This window comes from Achromobacter sp. 77, assembly GCF_020541125.1.
Lineage (GTDB): Bacteria > Pseudomonadota > Gammaproteobacteria > Burkholderiales > Burkholderiaceae_B > Achromobacter > Achromobacter mucicolens.
This window is the reverse complement of record NZ_CP059848.1, coordinates 4,794,788-4,812,343: the sequence shown is the minus strand read 5'-3', so window position 1 is coordinate 4,812,343 and position 17,556 is coordinate 4,794,788. Positions and strand designations below refer to the sequence as shown.

Annotated in this window: 12 protein-coding genes; 11 read left to right on the top strand and 1 reads right to left on the bottom strand. The window is 67.1% G+C overall.

Annotated features, from left to right (window positions below; genetic code table 11):
* Nucleotides 1-23: 23 nt before the first annotated feature.
* The 10 genes from H4P35_RS22290 (at nt 24) to H4P35_RS22245 (ending at nt 15,802) form a co-directional block, all read left to right on the top strand.
* Nucleotides 24-527: an Hcp family type VI secretion system effector gene (locus tag H4P35_RS22290; protein ID WP_006226591.1), complete on the top strand. Its 504-nt coding sequence runs from the start codon at nt 24-26 to the stop codon at nt 525-527.
* An 82-nt stretch (nt 528-609) separates the two neighbouring features.
* Complete coding sequence (gene tssE / locus H4P35_RS22285; RefSeq protein ID WP_226847048.1) at nt 610-1,095, top strand: type VI secretion system baseplate subunit TssE; 486 nt, start codon at nt 610-612, stop codon at nt 1,093-1,095.
* A gap of 50 nt (nt 1,096-1,145) precedes the next feature.
* Complete coding sequence (tssF, locus tag H4P35_RS22280; RefSeq protein ID WP_180097871.1) at nt 1,146-2,984, top strand: type VI secretion system baseplate subunit TssF; 1,839 nt, start codon at nt 1,146-1,148, stop codon at nt 2,982-2,984.
* The gene (gene tssG, locus H4P35_RS22275; RefSeq protein WP_174245419.1) at nt 2,948-4,039 is read left to right on the top strand and encodes a type VI secretion system baseplate subunit TssG; all 1,092 of its coding nucleotides are present in this window, start codon (nt 2,948-2,950) and stop codon (nt 4,037-4,039) included. Before tssF ends, tssG begins: the two co-directional genes overlap by 37 nt.
* Nucleotides 4,040-4,060: 21 nt before the next feature.
* A complete protein-coding gene (tssH, locus tag H4P35_RS22270) occupies nt 4,061-6,775 on the top strand; it encodes a type VI secretion system ATPase TssH (RefSeq protein WP_226847047.1) in 2,715 nt (904 codons plus the stop codon).
* 25 nt (nt 6,776-6,800) lie between these two features.
* On the top strand, nt 6,801-9,518 hold the full coding sequence (locus H4P35_RS22265) for a type VI secretion system Vgr family protein (protein ID WP_226847046.1): 2,718 nt from the start codon (nt 6,801-6,803) through the stop codon (nt 9,516-9,518).
* Nucleotides 9,515-10,477, top strand: a complete 963-nt coding sequence (locus tag H4P35_RS22260) for a DUF4123 domain-containing protein (RefSeq protein WP_226847045.1) — start codon at nt 9,515-9,517, stop codon at nt 10,475-10,477. Before H4P35_RS22265 ends, H4P35_RS22260 begins: the two co-directional genes overlap by 4 nt.
* The gene (locus H4P35_RS22255; RefSeq protein ID WP_226847044.1) at nt 10,474-13,614 is read left to right on the top strand and encodes a T6SS effector BTH_I2691 family protein; all 3,141 of its coding nucleotides are present in this window, start codon (nt 10,474-10,476) and stop codon (nt 13,612-13,614) included. Before H4P35_RS22260 ends, H4P35_RS22255 begins: the two co-directional genes overlap by 4 nt.
* 54 nt (nt 13,615-13,668) lie before the next feature.
* The gene (locus H4P35_RS22250; RefSeq protein WP_226847043.1) at nt 13,669-14,277 is read left to right on the top strand and encodes a hypothetical protein; all 609 of its coding nucleotides are present in this window, start codon (nt 13,669-13,671) and stop codon (nt 14,275-14,277) included.
* A 28-nt stretch (nt 14,278-14,305) separates the two neighbouring features.
* Complete coding sequence (locus H4P35_RS22245) at nt 14,306-15,802, top strand: PLP-dependent aminotransferase family protein (RefSeq protein ID WP_226847042.1); 1,497 nt, start codon at nt 14,306-14,308, stop codon at nt 15,800-15,802.
* On the opposite strand, the gene H4P35_RS22240 is transcribed toward H4P35_RS22245, so the two are convergent.
* Nucleotides 15,791-17,005: a benzoate/H(+) symporter BenE family transporter gene (locus H4P35_RS22240; protein ID WP_226847041.1), complete on the bottom strand. Its 1,215-nt coding sequence runs from the start codon at nt 17,003-17,005 to the stop codon at nt 15,791-15,793. The genes H4P35_RS22245 and H4P35_RS22240 overlap by 12 nt on opposite strands.
* 186 nt (nt 17,006-17,191) lie before the next feature.
* On the opposite strand from H4P35_RS22240, the gene H4P35_RS22235 reads away from it, so the two are divergent.
* Complete coding sequence (locus H4P35_RS22235) at nt 17,192-17,551, top strand: Rap1a/Tai family immunity protein (RefSeq protein ID WP_226847040.1); 360 nt, start codon at nt 17,192-17,194, stop codon at nt 17,549-17,551.
* The last annotated feature ends 5 nt before the right edge of the window (nt 17,552-17,556 follow it).

The following is a 17,556-nucleotide window of genomic DNA, read 5'->3' as shown; positions in this document are numbered from 1 at the left end:
TCCATTGAAAGAGGTTATCAACAATGAAGGACATCTACGTCAAGTTCGGCAATCCGGCGCTCAAGGGCGAATCGCAAGACAAGGACCACCCGGATTGGATCGAAGTCAGCTCGTGGCGCCATGAAATCATCCAGCCGCGTTCGGCCACGGCGTCGACCTCGGGCGGCCATACCGCCGAGCGCACCGAACACGGCGAAATGGTCTTCACCAAGGATCTGGACGTGGTCAGCCCGCTGCTGTATCAGCACGCGTCCGGCGGCACGACGTTCGATGAAGTCACCATCGATTTTCTGCGCGCGGACGGTGAGGGCAATCGGGTCAAGTACCTGGAAATCAAGCTCAAGTACGTGATCATTGCGCGCGTGGCGCCGGAAGTGGTTGCCGAAGGCCTGCCGCACGAGTCGTTCTCGCTGAAGTACGCCGCCGTGCAGTGGAAGTACACGCAGCAGAAGGTCGGCGGCAACCAGGGCGGCAACGCCCAGGGCGCCTGGAGCCTGACCAAGAACGACAAGACCTACTCGGTCTGATCGCTGCCAGGTTGCCAAGAGACCGCGGCCCGAGCCGGGCCGCTGTCCATTTTTTTGCTGTCTCCGGATTGATCAGGCCCCGATGAAAGGATTCGAACCGAGTCTGTTCGACAAGCTGTTCGAGGCGGAGGGCCAATCGCCCTATGCGCTGCGCCGCCTGTCGATCGAAGAGATGAAGGAAACGGTGGCGCGCGACATCGAGGCCTTGCTGAACACCCGCATGGTGTTCACCGAGGAAGACTTGCGGCGCTTCCCCAACTGCCAGCGGTCGGTGCTGACATACGGCCTGTCGGACTTTTCCGGATTGAGTCTTGCCAGCCACTATGACCGCGAATTCATCTGCCGCTCGCTGGAGCAGGCGATCGCGCGCCACGAGCCTCGCCTGACGCACGTGCGGGTGATGCTCCAGGTGGACAACCGCGCGACCTCGGTGCTGTATTTCGCGATCACGGCGATGCTGGACGTGGGACCCGCCCACGAGCCCGTCACCTTCGACGCCACGTTGCAGCCCTCGACGCTGCAGTACTCCGTGACCAAGGGCTGGGCCAAGAGCCCGGCCACGGTCTGAGGCCCCATTCGTAACGCAGGTGCATTGGCGCGCTGGAAGGAAAGACAACAATGGAAGAATTGCTGCCTTATTACGAGCGCGAACTGGGCTTTCTGCGCACGTCGTCGCGCGACTTCGCCGAACGCTACCCGAAGATCGCCGCGCGGCTCGGCCTGTCGGGCGAGACCTGCGAAGATCCGCACGTTGAACGCATGATCGAGTCGTTCGCCTTGTTGAGCGCCCGCATCAACAAGAAGCTGGACGACGACTACCCTGAATTCACCGAAGCGTTGTTCGAGGTGATGTACCCGCATTACCTGCGGCCTTTTCCCTCTTGCAGCATCGCGCAGTTCGACCTTGGGGGCGCGGGCGCGCAACTGACCGCGCCGGTCCGGATTGCGCGCGGCACGGAACTGAAGTCGCACCCGGTCCGGGGCGTGTCGTGCCGCTTTCGCACCACTTATGACGTCACGCTGGCGCCGGTCGAAGTGTTGCGCGCGGGCTTTGAGTCCAGCGCCAATGCGCCCGCCACGGCCAAGCTGCCGGCCGGCGTGACCGGACGTTTTTCCGTCACTCTGGGTTGCCAGGGCGAGAACCAGCATTTCGGGGCCCTGGGCGTGGACCGGCTTCGGGTGTACCTGCACGGTGAACCGTCATTCGTGGCGGCATTGCGCGACGCGCTGTTCCTGCGCGCCGCCGCGGCCTACGTGGAGCTGCAACCGGGACGCTGGGATCGTCTGCCCGCCATTCCGGTCGGGCAGGTGGGCCTGGCGGAAGAAGATGCGCTGATCGACTTTCCGGCCAGTTCGCACCCGGCGTATCGCCTGCTGGCCGAGTACTTCGTGTTCTCGGAAAAATTCAACTTCGTGGACATCGACCTGGCCGCGCTGCGCCCCTATCTGGGCACGGTGCGCCAGTTCACGCTGCACCTGCCGGTCAGCGGCCTGCGCGCGGATTCCAATACCGCGCGGCTGCTGGAATCGACGTCCGCCGACAATCTGCGGCTCGGCTGCACGCCGGTGTCCAACCTGTTTTCGCAGCGCGCGGATCCCATCCGCGTCACGCATGCGTCGGCGTCGTACCCGGTGGTGGCGGATGCGCGGCGGGCCTATGGCTACGAGGTCTATTCGATCGACCGCGTGCGCCAGGTGCGTCAGAACGCGCAGGGCGATGCGGTCGTGGAATTCAGGCCGTTCTATTCGCTGCACCATGGCGAATCGCCCGACAAGGCGGGCCACTACTGGACGATGCGGCGCGATGCGTCGATGGCGCAGCGCAGTCCGGGCTATGAGACGGAGATTTCGATCGTCGATATCGACTTCGACCCGTCGGTGCCGCAGACCGAAACGCTGAGCCTGGATCTGACCTGCACCAATCGGGACTTGCCGTCGCAGATTGCGGTGGGGCAGGCGGGCGGCGACCTGTTCCTGGAAGGCGGTTCGGTGGCGCGCACGATCCGCATGCTGCGCCGCCCGACGCATTCGCACCGGTTCCCGCAGGGCCGCGCAGCGCATTGGCGCCTGATTTCGCATCTGGCGTTGAACCATCTGTCCCTGGTGCAAAGCGGTCTGCCGGCGCTCAAGGAAACGCTGCGCCTGTACGACCTGTCCGGCTCGGCCGTGGCCGCGCGCCAGATCGAAGGGCTGGTGGGACTGGACTACAAGCCCGCCACGCACTGGATGCCGGGCGAACCGTTCGCCACCTTCGTGCGCGGCATCGAAATCCGGCTGACCGTCAATGAAGACCACTTCGTGGGCACCAGCCTGCACACGTTCGTGGCGGTCATCAATCGCTTCTTCGGCCTGTATGTGCACGCGAACAGTTTCGTGCAGTTGGTTGTGTTGTCGCGCCGCGGCGCGGAGGAACTTCTACGATGCCCCCCTTGCAACGGCGACGCCATCCTAGCGTGATGGACGCGCTGCTGGCCGAGCCGCAGCGCTTCAAGTTTTTCCAGGCGGTGCGCCTGCTGGAGCAATGCTTTGCGCGGCAGGAGCGCGGTGCGACGCGTCATCCGGTGCCGGTGCACCTGCGCTTTCCCAATGCGCCGGGCCTGGGCTTTCCGCCCAGCGAGATCGTGGATGCAGTGGCGTACGACAAGAACGGCGAAGTGCTGGCGGACGAGGCCGCGCGGCAGGCCGCCGTGGCCGAAGGCCGGCTGGGCCGCGTGGACGTGACGCCCGCTTTCTTTGGCCTCTTGGGCGGGCAGGGCGCATTGCCGCTGCATTACTCGGAAATGTTGGCCAACCGCGAAAGCCTGCGGCGCGACCGGGGCGCCCGAGCGTTCTTCGACATCTTTTCGAACCGGGCGGCGGCACTGTTCTACGCGGCGTGGAAGAAATACCGCATGCCGCTGCGGCACGAAACCGAACCGGACCATCATTACCTGCCGCTCTTGCTGGCCTTGGGCGGCATCGGCCATCCGGCGCTGCGGGACCGCCTGCACAACGGCGCGGGCCGCGTCCATGACGAATCGATCGCGCACTACGCGGCGGCGGCGCGTCAGCGTCCGGTGTCGGCGCCGTACCTGCAGCGCGTGCTGCAGGATTACTTTGGCGTGCCGCTGCGCGTGGAACAGTTCGTCGGCCGCTGGTATGACGTCCCGCCGCAGAACCGCACGCAGCTTGGGCATCCTGGCGCCGTGCTGGGCGTGTCGGCGCTTGCTGGCGACCGCATCTGGCAGCGCGACCTGCGCATCCGGCTCTGGATCGGCCCCTTGTCGGGCCAGGCGTTCACCGACTTCCTGCCGGGCGGCGAGCGCGCGCAGGCGCTGGAGAAACTGCTGACGATGTTCGGCGGGATGACGTTCGAATACGAGGTGCGGCTGGTGCTGGCGCGCGAGAGCGTCACCCCCAGCCAGTTGGGCGCAGGCGCCGAGGTGCGCCTGGGCTGGAATTCGTTCCTGTGCACCGAGCCCGCCCGGCAAGACCGCGACGACGCCAGTTACGAACTGCACACCATTCATTGACCCCATCACCCTCAGACACTTATGGCCACACCGCTGAAGACCTTGATCGGAAAGCTCAACCAGACCTGCCGCCAGGCCGCCGAACGCGCCGCCAGCCTGTGCATGGCGCAAGGCCACTACGAAGTGGATCTGGAGCATCTGTTTCTGGCCTTGCTGGAAAAGCCGGCCAGCGACGTGAGCGTCATCGCGCAGCGTTGCCACATCAAGACCGACGCGTTGGAGGCGGACCTGAATGCGGAGATCGGCCGCTTCAAGAACGGCAATACGCGCACGCCGGTGTTTTCACCGCATCTGCCCAAGCTGTTTGAACATGCGTGGCTGATTGCGTCGCTTGATACCCAGACGACGCGCATCCGGTCCGGCCACCTGTTGCTGGCCCTGCTGACCGAGCCCGATCTGGCGCAATTGGCGCGGCGCGGCTCGACGCTGTTCGAGTCGTTCCGGCTGGATGCGTTAAAGCATGACTTTGCCGCCTTGACGGCCGGTTCGGAAGAGGCCGGGCAAGCCGTGGGTTTTGCCGATGGCGCGGGGCCGCAGGGCGACGCTGGCCAACCGGCGCCCGCGCTGTCGGCGACCCCGGCCCTGGACCAATACACCACGAACCTGACCGAACGCGCCCGCGAGGGCAAGATCGACCCGGTGATCGGACGGGACGCCGAAATCCGCCAGATGATCGACATCCTGACGCGGCGGCGGCAGAACAACCCCATCCTGACCGGCGAGGCGGGCGTGGGCAAGACGGCGGTGGTCGAGGGGTTGGCGCTGCGGATTGTGTCGGGCGACGTGCCGCCTGCGCTGGCCGAGGTGACGCTGCGCACGCTGGACATGGGTCTGCTGCAGGCGGGCGCCAGCGTCAAGGGCGAGTTCGAAAACCGCTTGAAGAACGTCATCGACGAGGTCAAGAAGAGTCCGTCGCCCATCATCCTGTTCATCGATGAAGCCCACACCATGATCGGCGCGGGCGGGCAGGCGGGGCAGAACGACGCGGCCAACCTGCTCAAGCCGGCCCTGGCGCGCGGTGAACTGCGCACCATCGCCGCCACAACCTGGAGCGAATACAAGAAGTTCTTCGAGAAGGACGCCGCGCTGGCGCGCCGCTTCCAGGTGATCAAGGTGGAGGAACCGGACGAGACGCTGGCCGCATCGATGTTGCGCGGCATGGCGCCGCTGATGGAGCGCCATTTCGGTGTGCGCATCCTGGACGAGGCGATCAGCGCGGCGGCCAGACTGTCGCATCGCTACATCACCGGCCGCCAACTGCCCGACAAGGCGGTCAGTGTGCTGGATACGGCATGCGCGCGCGTGGCGTTGGGCCGCAGCGCCACGCCGGCCTTGATCGATGATGCGCGGCATCGCCTGACGCGCCTTGGCGCCGAACAGGCGGCGTTGCAGCGCGAAGCCGCCACGGGCGCGTCGCACGCGTGCCTGGATGAATTGCGCGACGAGATCGCGGCGGTCACGCAGACCTTGGCCGATGCCGAGTCGCGCCACGCGGCGGAAATGGACCTGGTGGCGCGGATACACGCCTTGCGTGCGGAGCTGGAAGCCGCGCCGCAGGAAGCGGCCGCTGAGGCGTCCGCGGAGAAGGCGCCGCCGCCGCCGTCCTCGTCGCGCCGCAAGGCCGCGCAAGCGGTGCCGCTGACCCCCGCGCAGCAGCGTCTGGCGGGCTTGATGGACGAGCTGCGGGCGTTGCAAGGCGAACAGCCCTTGGTGCCGGCCTGCGTGGACGCGCAGATCGTGGCCGAGATCATCTCGGCATGGACCGGGATTCCGCTGGGCCGCATGGTCAACGACGAGATTCGCACGGTGCTGCAATTGCAGCCGCTGCTGGCCGAACGCGTGATCGGGCAGGACCACGCGCTGGAGGCCATCGCGCAGCGCGTTCGCACGGCGCGCGCCGGGCTGGAAGACCCGGACAAGCCCAAGGGCGTGTTCCTGTTCGTGGGCCCGTCGGGCGTGGGCAAGACCGAGACCGCGCTGGCGCTGGCCGACATTCTGTACGGCGGCGAGCGCAAGCTCGTCACGATCAACATGAGCGAGTACCAGGAGGCCCACAGCATTTCGGGCCTGAAGGGTTCGCCGCCGGGCTATGTGGGCTACGGCGAAGGCGGCGTGCTGACCGAGGCGGTGCGCCGCCAGCCCTATAGCGTGGTGTTGCTGGATGAAATCGAAAAGGCCCACCCCGATGTGCTGGAGCTGTTCTTCCAGGTCTTTGACAAGGGGGTGATGGACGACGCGGAGGGGCGCGAGATCGACTTCCGCAACACGCTTATCATCCTGACGTCGAACGTCGGCTCCAGCGCCATCATGCAGGCATGCCTGAACAAGCCGGCCGCGGAGCGCCCGACGCCGGACGCCTTGTCCGAGCTGTTGATGCCGCAGTTGTACAAGGCCTTCAAGCCGGCCTTCCTGGGCCGCATGAAGACCATTCCTTTTTTCCCCGTGGACGATGACGCGCTGGCGCACATCATCGAACTGAAGCTGGGCCGCATCGCACGCCGCGTGGCGGCCACGCACCGCGCGGTGTTCGAATGGGATGAGGCGCTGGTCGAGGCGGTGCTGGCCCGCTGCACCGAAGTGGACACGGGGGCGCGCAATGTCGATCACATCCTCAATGGAACGCTGCTGCCCGAGATTGCCGGACAGGTCCTCAGCCGCATGGCGCAAGGAGAGGCGATCGCCAAGATCCGTGTCAGTGCGGGCAAGAACGGCGAATTCCGCTTCCGCATGAGCTGATTCAAGACAGAGAGGTTACGCCAACATGGCTCAGACACTTGCCGCCGCCAGCCCGTTGGGCGCGGGCTTCACGCAGGCCGACCGCCTGCTCGACCTGTGCACGCCGCTGGGGCCGGACAAGCTGCTGGCCGAGCGTCTTCAGGGCACCGAGCAACTGAGCGATGGCGGCTTTGCGCTGATGGTCGATGCGCTGTCGGACGATGCGCATGTGCCGTTGAAGTCGCTGATCGGCCAGCCGGCGCAGGTAAAGCTGCAAACGGCCTTGGGCCGCGACGCGCACCGCGTGTGGTGCGGCCTGGTGACGGAGGCGCGCTTTGAAGGGGCCAATGGCGGCTTCGCGCGCTACCGGCTGCGCGTCGAGCCGTGGCTGGCGCTGCTGCGCCAGCGCCGCGACAGCTTCGCCTTCCAGGACTTGTCGGTGATCGACATCGTGGACAGCGTGTTCGGCGACTACAACGGGCAGGGCGCGGTGGCGGCGCAGTGGCGCTGGGAGGTGAAGGACCGGGACGCTTACGCCAAGCGGAGCCTGACGATTCAGTACCGCGAGACCGACTTCGCCTTTGTCGAGCGGCTGCTGGCCGAAGAGGGGCTCTTCTATTGGGTCGAGCACGAAGCCGGTGACGGCGCGCCAGGCGGCCATACCGTGGTTATTGCCGACCACAACGGCGCATTCAAGGGCGGGCCGCAGGACAGCATCAAATTCCAGCGCGCGGACGCGACCGAAACCGAAGACACCATCCAGGCGTGGCGCCAGCGCCGCGCGTGGCGCACCAACGCCGTGCGGCTGGCCACGTGGGATTACCGCGCGATGCAGGCGCGGCGGGTCAGCGCGCAGGTCGAGGACAAACTGGCCAACGCCGTGGAACTGGCGGATTCGGACTACCCGGGTCAGTATCTGTTCGAAGACGGCGCCCAGGGCGAGCGGCTTGCGCACAACGCGTTGGCCGCGCAGCGGGTGCGCCAGTCGTTGCAGGAAGGCGAGGGCACCGTGCGCACGCTGGCGCCGGGGCAGCGTTTTACGCTGACGGGGCATTTCGGGCCGTCGCAGGGGGCGGGCGCCGAATTTGTGGTGCTGCGCATCGCGCACGAGGCCCGCAACAATTTCGATGAAAGCCTGGGCCGCGCGGTGGCCGACGCCCTGGGCGCGGCAGGGGAAAACCAGGGCCCGCGCAACGCCGAAGACGCCGGAGCGGATTTCTATCGCAACCGCTTCGAGGCGATTGCCGCCACGCTGGAGTACCGCCCCAGCACGGTGGATGGCCACGGCGCACGCCTGCATCCCCGTCCCACCGTGCACGGCGCGCAGACGGCGCTGGTGGTCGGGGCGAACGATCCGGTCCATACGGACCGCGACCACCGCATCAAGATCCAATTCCATTGGCAGCGCGGCAGCGCGTCCAGCAATCGCCAGGATCATCCCGCGGGCGAAGACAACGCGCCGGCCAGCGACGCGCTGGGCACGTGGGTGCGCGTGGCCGAACCGGTGGCGGGATCGGACTGGGGCGGTCACTTCGTGCCCCGCCTGGGACAGGAGGTGCTGGTGCAGTTCATGCACGGCGACATCGACCGGCCGGTGGTGGTGGGCGCGCTGTATAACGGCGCGGGCAGCGAGAACGCCGCCAACAACCAGGTGCAGGCCGGCGCGGCCAAGGCCACCGGCAACGCGCCGGCCTGGTTCGCGGGCAGCGAGGCCGGGCACGCGCACAACGTGGTGATGTCGGGCTTCAAGACACAGGCGCTGGCCGATAGCGGGCAGGGCATGGGCGGCTACAACCAGTTGGTGCAGGACGACACGCCGGGACAGTCCCGCCTGACGGCATCGACCACGCAGGCGGAGGCGCGGCTGAACCTGGGCCACCTGAAGCAGCAGCGCGACAACGAGCGTCTGTCGGACCTGGGACATGGCGCGGAACTGGCGACCAGCGAGGCCGTGGCGTTGCGCGCGGGCGAGGGCCTGCTGATCAGCGCGGACAAGCGCGAAGGCGCGACAGGCGGCCTGCTCGATAGCGAGCCGGCCATCCAGCAGATGGAAAAGGCCATCGAGCAGGCCAAAGCGCTGTCGGCCACGGCGGCGCGCCAGGAAGCGAAGCTGGACGGTGACGGCGACAAGACGCGTCCGCTGGATGAACTGGACGCCGTGCGCAAGATCATCGAAGGCACCCGCGCCGAGGAAGACGTGCAGGTGCCGGCGTACAGCCTGCCGCACATCCAGGTCAGCGCCCCGAAGGGCATTGGCCAGTACACGCCGAAAAATGCGTTTGCCGTGGCGGGCGCCACCTTGTGCCAAGTGGCGCCGGATGTGAACTGGGCCGCGGGCGCGCACCTGTCTCTGTGCGTGGCGCAGGGCGTGGTCTTGTTCACCAAAGGCTTGGGCGGCGACGGCCGGGCCGTGCCGGAGAAAGGGATCCGGTTGCACGCGGCAGGCGGGCAGTTGCGGATGCAAAGCCAGAAGGCGCGCATGCGCCTGGCCGCCGAGAAGTCGGTGACGCTGGCCTCGGCCCAAGGCGCGGTGGACGTGAACGCATCGAAAAAGGTGCTGGCCACGGCGGCCGGCGCGTACATGCGGATCGAGGGCGGCGGGATTCAATTGCATGCGCCCGGCAAGGTGGAATTGAAGGCGGGTGTGCACAACTGGGTGGGACCGCAAAGCGGTACCGGCCCGGCGCAACCGCCGCAGGGCGATATGGAAGGCTGCGCCGCGGCGCTCGAAGACGCGGCCGGCAGCGGCGCATTGGCGGCATGATGGCATCGTCAACGCCCCGCCTGGCGCAAGCGTCTCAAGCACGTTGGGAGCCGCCGCGCGCCGAGGACTGTGTCGAACGCGCCATCGCGGGCTTGCGGGCCGTGCTGGACGGCCGCGCCAGCCGGCGCGTGCTGCTCTTGTGCGATTCCACGTTGGCCGATCCGCTGGCCGACGACATCGCGGCTGCGGGATTGGCGCGGCGCGAGGTCGAGCTGATCTCGCAGGGTGCGGCCGCGCCGCCGCTGTATCTGGCAGAGGTGCCGGACGAGATCCGCCATGAGCGGCTGATCAACGCCAGCCTCCGCGTGGCGGTGGACGAAGCCTTGCGTCCCGCGCCCGCCGCCAAGCGGCCTCGGTCGATGGCGGCGTGGCTGGCCACCGACCTGCCGCTGGCCGAAGTGGCGCAGCGGCTGGCGCTGCGCGCCCGTTTGCGCGACGCGCAGGCGCGCGTGCGCATCCTGCGATTCTGGGACCCGCGCACCACGCAATACCAGAGCGAGCTGTACGCGGGCACGGCGCCCGCCTCATGGATACCGGGCGTCACGTGGATGACGGTGGACGGCTTTGCGCGCTGGCAGGTGCTGCCGGATGTGCCGGGTCCGATGCAGACCGTGACGCCTGACTGGCCGCGCCTTGCGCGGCTGGGGCGTATCAACGCGGTGCTGCAGCGCTTGAATGCGAAAGGCCTGTGCGTGGGGCCGTCCGTGCTGGACGCGGTTCGCCGAGCGCTGGACGCGGCCGCGGAGTGCGGGATTGACGACGATGAGGACGCGGCGCTGTTCGCCGCCTGGCGAGTGCGCCTGGACGCGCCGCTGGAACGTGCGCCGTCGTTTGCGGCCTTGCTGCGCGAGGTGCAAGAAGAAGGCGGCCGCCTGCGCGGCGCCTCGCAGGACATGGACGACGAGGATTGGCAGCGGTTTGCGCAAGAGGCGCAGGCGCGGGAGGATCTGCAAGCATGACGACTGACTACGACGCGTTGCCCTGCAAGGGCAAGTTCTGCGGCCGGCCGGGGCTGCCCATCCTGCCGATGCGAATTGCGTACGTGCCGGGCGGCAAGAACGATTTGCCCGACGGCGTGTACACGGATCCCGAGCTGTACTACGAGACCATGCGCCAGGGCGCCTACATGCTGCGCGCCATCACGGCTGGCTACGTGTACCTTTGGGATCCGCGCCGCAGCTACGGCTGGCGCGCGTTCGCGGCCACGGCAACGGGGCAGATGAAGGAAGTGCCGGTTGACGACGACAACCGTCCGTCCGAGCAACCGACGTTCACGTGCACGCGCGAAGGCCACGGCCTGGAATCGGCGTTGATCAACGTCGAGGCGCCCGCAAACGCGTCGCGCAGCGTGTGGGTCGGCTATTCGCGCGTGTGGTGGACGCAGGATATCCGCCGCGAGCTGACGCGCAATGATCGCTGGCGCAAGAAGGTCATGGTGGAGCTGGACGCCAAGGCTGTCTGGGCGGGGGGCTACCCCAAGCCCGAAACGGGCTTTCGCGTGGCGGAAGATGGCGCCAATCTGGCCAAGCATTCGATCGAGTTCCGGGACGCCGCCGGCGCGGCGACCTTGTTTTCCAACACGCTGACCCCCGGCGTCAGCCTGTTTGGCGGGCAGGCCGCGGCGATGGCCGGCAAGATGCGGCAGATGACCCCCAAGGGCGGCGTGGCGCTGGCGCTGCGCGATCCGGTGGGCGTGCTGGCCGACATTTCCACGTGGCGCAACAAGTGCATGGGCGAGCTGGCCGAGCATCATCTGGAGCCGACCCGGCTGCGCGAAGTGGCGGTGGCGCAGATCATCGACGGGCTGGAAAAGCAGATGGACTCGTCCAGCGACGAACGCCAGCGCTTGCGCGAGCGCATCGATACCGGCAAGGTCACCAGGACGCTCAGCGAAAACAAGGCGGCCATTGCCCGCATGCGCGACAAGATCGAGGGTGCGGGCAAGGACTGGGCCTGGTGGTATGGCCGAGATACGTTCTGGCTGGCGTGCAAGGCGTATTCGCCCAAGGACGCCGCCGCCGGCGAGCGCCTGGAAGACGACATGGCGATGTGCGTCGATGGCGCGGGCGCGGTGGCCAGCGAGCACAAGGCCATCGACGACTCGCTGAAAGACGAGGACATGGTCGACGGCACGTACGAGGCGATATGGCGGTCGCTGGCGGGCAACGATGGCGACTTGCTGGCCTTCCTGAACCGGGAGGGCAAAGGCAAGGTGATCTCCAAGCAGGTGTCCAACCTGCGCAAGATGGTCAAGAGCTACAACGATTGGATCAAGTTGCGGGCGGCCGACGGCAAGCTGCCGCCCATGCGGGCGGCGGGCTCGGCGATTGGCCGCTTCATGGCCACGCAGCTTCTGCGCCTGACCCTGTCGGGCGACCCCATCGCCGAACGGGTGGCGGCGCGCGTCACGTTGTCCGTGTCGGCGCGCATGAACATCGTGGTGGCGGTGCGCACGCATACGACGACGCTGCCGCGAATGATCGCGGACATGCACCAGATCGTCTGGGAGCCGAATCTGACGTCGGTCACGGTCGGTGGCGGAGGCGGGATCTACGCGAACAAGCACATGCAGTCCGGCTGGATCGGCACGCAGGCCGAACGCTCCACCCCGCTGACCATCAACTACATCATTCCCGAGGAGGTCGATGCGCAGTTGAACGCGGCCGCCAACGCGCCGCCGCCTTCTCGCCCCGCGGCCTCGCCGCAGTTGTCCCTGCCTTCGCCGCCCAGGGTGCTGGCCTTGCCGGCGCCCACGATGTCGCCGCTGGCCGGGCTGGTCAAGTGGGCCAAGACACGGGACGGCCAGAACGCGAGCGCGACAGGCGTGTTGACGCTGGTGGCCCTGTACACGTCTGTGTCGGACTTGAACAAGGCCGACGCCATCGGCGATGCGAAGGCGGCGCGCAAGGCCTGGTTCGGCATCACGTCCGGCGTGCTGGGCGTGGGCAGCGTGGCGATCGAAGCCACGGCGGGCGCGATCGGCGCGCGTGTGGGCACGAATACCGCGTATTCGATGAACCTGACCCTGAACATGCGTCTGGCCACTGTGCGCACGGCGGGCGCGGTGTTCGCGGCGGCGGCCACGTTTGTGGATGGCGCCAACAACGCGCTCAGCGCCGTGGACCAGTACGACGTCAAGAACTACGAGGCCGGCGGCGCGTATGCGACGTCCTCGATGTTCCTGTTGTTGTCCGGCCTGACCGGCGTGGCGACGGCGCTGGTCAGCCTGGGCGGCGCATTCAGCGCGGCCGGCGTGGTGGCGGGGGCTGGCGGGTTTGGCAGCGCGATGGTCGGATTGACCAGCGGCGGCACGGTGCTGCTGGGGATTCCGGTCTGGGGCTGGATCGTGCTGGGCCTGTGCCTGCTTGCGGCCGGCCTGTACTTCAAGTTCTGGGGCGATAGCGCCAAGGACAGCGAACTGGAGATCTGGTTCACCCGATGCTGCATGCGCTCGGCGGCGTTTGAAAACGTGGAGGACCGCCCGCTGTACGAGAACCGCGAAGAGGAACTTTACGAGTTCAACCGCGCGGTGTTCGGCGTGCGCGTGACGCTGGACTGGAAGGGCCTGTGGCAAGGCGAAATTTTTGGCCGCGACCGGCTGGTGCTGGAGGTGGTGATGCCCGGTTATACCGAGCACAGCGACTACGCCTACAGCCTGAAGCTGGTGGGCGAGGGCGTGAGCGCCGTGGTGTCCAGCAAGGGGTCGATGCGTTCGAATGACCCCGAATTGCAGCCGCGCGGTCCCTCCAATGCGCAGCTTGTGCAAGGCCGGCCCAAGCCGGAAACGTGGGCCGACCGCATGGACAAGTACGTGGACAACATGGCCTCGCGCCCGGGGTGGGCCGATGCGTGGCGCTGGATACGCAAGGACCGGAGCCAACCCATCGAGTTCACGAGCAAACCGTGGGAAGAGGTCGTGAAGTTCAACGTCAGCAATGGCTGCGCGGTGCTGCGCACCGAAGTGCTGGTCGATGACGACATCTTCCAGGAAGCGATCATCAAGATCGAATACTGGCCCGATCCGGACCGCATGCCCGACATCCGCTCGGTGCCGATGGGCGGCAACGGCTCCAATCTGATAAAAGCAAGCAATTGACCCGGCAATTTGCCGGATGATTTCGCAAACGACAGACCAGCATGGGCGGCAAGCATGAAAAGCAGTGAAGGGATCCAGGCGGCGGTGTACACGCGATGGCATCAGTTGTCGGTGCCGCTGGCGTTCGTGCTGGCGGCGGGCAGCTTCATGCTGGTGGTGCTGAACCGGGGGCCGATCGGGTTGGGCGCGGCGCTGGCCGTGCTGGGCCTGCTGGTGCCGCCGCTGGTGGCATTCAAGGGCTTTCCCACGCGCAACGCCGTCAGGGTGACGCCGGATGGCCTGGAGTTTTCACGCCGGTCGCCCATCCCCTTTGCCGACCTGAGCAGTTGGGGCACGGACGACTACCTGAAACTGGTCCGTCCCGGCCTGCCCACGCTGCTGGTCAGCCCGGCGGACTTGCCCAGCCGCGAAAGGCTGCTGCGCGAATTTGAAGCGGCGCTGGCGGCGTGGCAGGCGCGGCAGCCGGCGGGCACGGCGGCCGCGCGCCGCACGCATTTCTACGGATCGATGGGCGGGCGTCTGGTGGGCGGCGTGATCACGGCCTTGGGCGCGGGCTCGGCCATCATGGCCCTGAACCTGCGCGAACCGTCGATTTCGCTGGCGGTGGTGGGCGGGCTTGGCGCGGTGTTCGGCCTGGCCCTGCTGTTCGGCAAGCGGGGCTGAGGGCGGCGGCAGGCCGTTACGCGACCTCATGGCAACGACATTCCAGCTGGACACGCTCAAGATTCGGATGAGCGAGGCGGCGCTCCAGCGATTGGACCTGCATCAGCGCATCCAACGGGCGCTGCGGGCGCTGATCCTGGACGGCGCGCTGGGCCCGGGGGTCAAGCTGCCCGCGACGCGCGGCCTGGCCAAGTCGCTGGGCGTGTCGCGCGACACCGTCGAAAACGCCTATGTGCAACTGCACCGCGACGGCTACATCGTCCGCCGCGAGGGCTCGGGCAGCTATGTGTCCGAGACGGTGGGCATCGAGCTGCGGGGCGCGACGCGCAAGCGGGCAACGCTTGCGCGCCAGCCGGGCGCCGTGCAGCCCGGCACAGGCCTGAGCCGGCGCGGGCGGGCGATCCTGGAGAGCGGCGGCGTTTCCGACCAGCAGGTCATCAAGGCGTTCGCCACCGGACTGCCCGAGACGCGCACGTTTCCCACCGGCGTCTGGGAGCGCCTGCAGCGCCAGGTCATGAAGGACAACCGCGCCCACGTGCTGCTGCATGGCGACCCGCAGGGCGCCGAACCGCTGCGCCGCGCGATCGCGGCCTACCTGAACCTGGAGCGCGGCGCCAAGGTGTTGCCCGAGCAGGTGCTGGTGCTGAGCAGCACCCGGCAAGCCCTCTATCTGTGCGCGCAACTGCTGGCGGACGCGGACACGCCCATCCTGATGGAGAATCCCGGCTACTTCGGCGCCCGCAAGGCGTTCGAAGCCGCGGAGACGCGGATCGTACCCATCGACGTCGATGCGCAGGGCATACGCACGGATCTGTTGCACGCGGACCGCAGCGGCGCCAGTTGCGTGTACGTGACGCCGTCGCACCAGTATCCGACCGGTGTGACGTTGTCGCTGGAACGCAGGCTGGCGCTGATCGGTTGGGCCGCAAGCCATGGCAAGTGGATCATCGAGGACGACTACGACAGCGAATTCCATTACGACGGGTTGCCAACCGCTTGCGTGCAGGGCCTGGACCGGCATCAACGCACCCTGTACCTGGGCACGTTCAGCAAGACGCTGTATCCCGGCCTCAGGATGGGATACATGGCGCTGCCGCTGGAACTGGTCGACGCCTTTTCACGGGCGCGCAGCATCATGGACGGACACACGCCGCAGATACTGCAGCTGACGCTGGCCCGCTTCATGGAAGACGGTCATTACCACACGCACGTGCGGGCGATGCGCAAGCTGTACGCGGGACGACGCGAGGTGCTGCTGGCGTCGCTGGTAAAACGGCTGGACGGCGTCGTGCAGGCCGTGCGTCCGCCGGGCGGCTTGCAGATTCCATGCCTGCTTCAGCCAGGCTGGACCGAGGAAAAGACCCTCCGTCTGGCAGAGCGCGCCGGTCTGCGCCTGCCCGGGCTGAGCCGCCTGTATGCGGGCGAGTTCAAGCAGCCGGGCTGGCTGTTGGGCTATGCGTCGCTGACGGCCTACGAGATTGAGGAAGCGGTTCTGCGTCTGTCGAACGCGTTGTCATGCGCCTGATTGGCCTTCACGGGGAAGCATGAAGGCCCGGCCGCCATGCATCAGCAGGTGTGCGGTCAGGCCGGCCACCAGCCCCCAGAATGCGCCGCCCACGCCCAGCAGGGTCACGTTCGCGGCGGTGGCCAGGAAGGTGATGAGCGCCGTTTCCCGGGTGCGTGCGTCGGCCATGGCGTTGGCCAGGCTGCCGCCGATTGCGCCAAGCAGCGCAAGCCCGGCCAGCGTGGTGATGAAGGCCTTGGGCAGCACCATGAACAGCGTCGCCAATGTGACGCCGAATGTGCCCACCAGGATGTAGAACACGCCGCAGGCCAGACCCGCGACGTATCGCTTGGCGGGATCCTCATGGGCGTCCTTGCCGGTGCAGATGGCGGCGGTGATGGCCGCGACATTGAACGCGTGCGCGCCAAAGGGCGCCATGACGAGCGACCCCAGCCCCGTCACGGTCAGGATCGGATTCGCGCTGGTCCGGTAGCCGTCGTTGCGCAGCACCAGCATGCCGGGCATGTATTGGCCAGTCAGTGTGATGATGAAAAGGGGTAGCGCAACGCCCAGCAAGGCCTGCAACGAGAAGCTGGGCATTTCGAACACGGGCGCCGCCAGGCGCAGATGGACGGCCGAGAAGTCGATGCGGCCTTGCGCGATGAGTAGTCCCAGGCCGATGGCCAGGATGCCGACCACGGCAAAGCGCGAGGTAAAGCGCTTGAGCAGCGCGTAGGAGATCACCAGCACGATCACCAGCAGGGGGTCGGCGCTGGCGCCGCCGAAGGCATTGACGCCGAACTGCAGCAGGATGCCCGCCAGCAGGCCGGCGGCAATGCCGCCCGGGATCCTGCGCACAAGCTTATCAAAAGCGCCCGACAGCCCCAGCGCGATGAAGCCCAGCGCCGAAAGCATGTACGCGCCGATGACTTCGCCATAAGGCGTGAAAGGCATGACGGTTGCCAGGAACGCGACGCCAGGCGTGGACCATGCCGTGATGATCGGCGCCTTGTACCGCCAGCTCAGCAGCGCGCCGGTCACGCCCACCCCGACGGAAACCGCCCATACCCAGGAGGTGGTTTGCGCCGGCGACAACCGGGCCAGCTCGGCCGCCTGGAACACCAGGACGAAGGTGCCGCCGTAGTTCACCAGGACCGAGATCAGGGCTGCGACGGTGGGGGATAGGAAGTCGGCGGGTCTGAGACCCGCCCGAGGTGCTGTCATGAGTGGCTCCGCATTCAAGAGGCGCCCGGCCGCAGGCCGGACTTGAACGGGGAGTCTATGAGGAACGCGGTATGTTGATACCTGCCACATGCGGTAGGCCGAGCAGACCGCTTTGGGCCGATTGGTGGCGACTACGCTATTCTCCGGTCAGATTCTGAAGTCCGGTTCAAAGAGGAACGTCGAACAATGAAACGCGTGGCATCGATCTTCATGCTGTTTTCCTGCGTGACCGTCCAGGCGCAGGATGTCCGTACCTGGCATTTTTCCGGCGCCGATCTGATCGCCGCCATGGAAGGAAAAATGCCCTCGGAGATTCGCGATGCCTCGCTGGCACGCCAATTTTCTTCGGCCTATGCGCAGGCCTATGTGACCGGGATTGCCGATCAGACGCAGGGTACGGTCTGGTGCACCCGAACCGGCGTCCTGCCGCATGAATTGAAAGACCGGGTGCACAGCTATCTGACTGCACTGCCAGATAGCCGGGTGAATGGGAACGCCGGGCCGCTGGTGGGCGAGGCGCTGGCGCGGTCGTTCCCTTGCCGGTAGGGGCG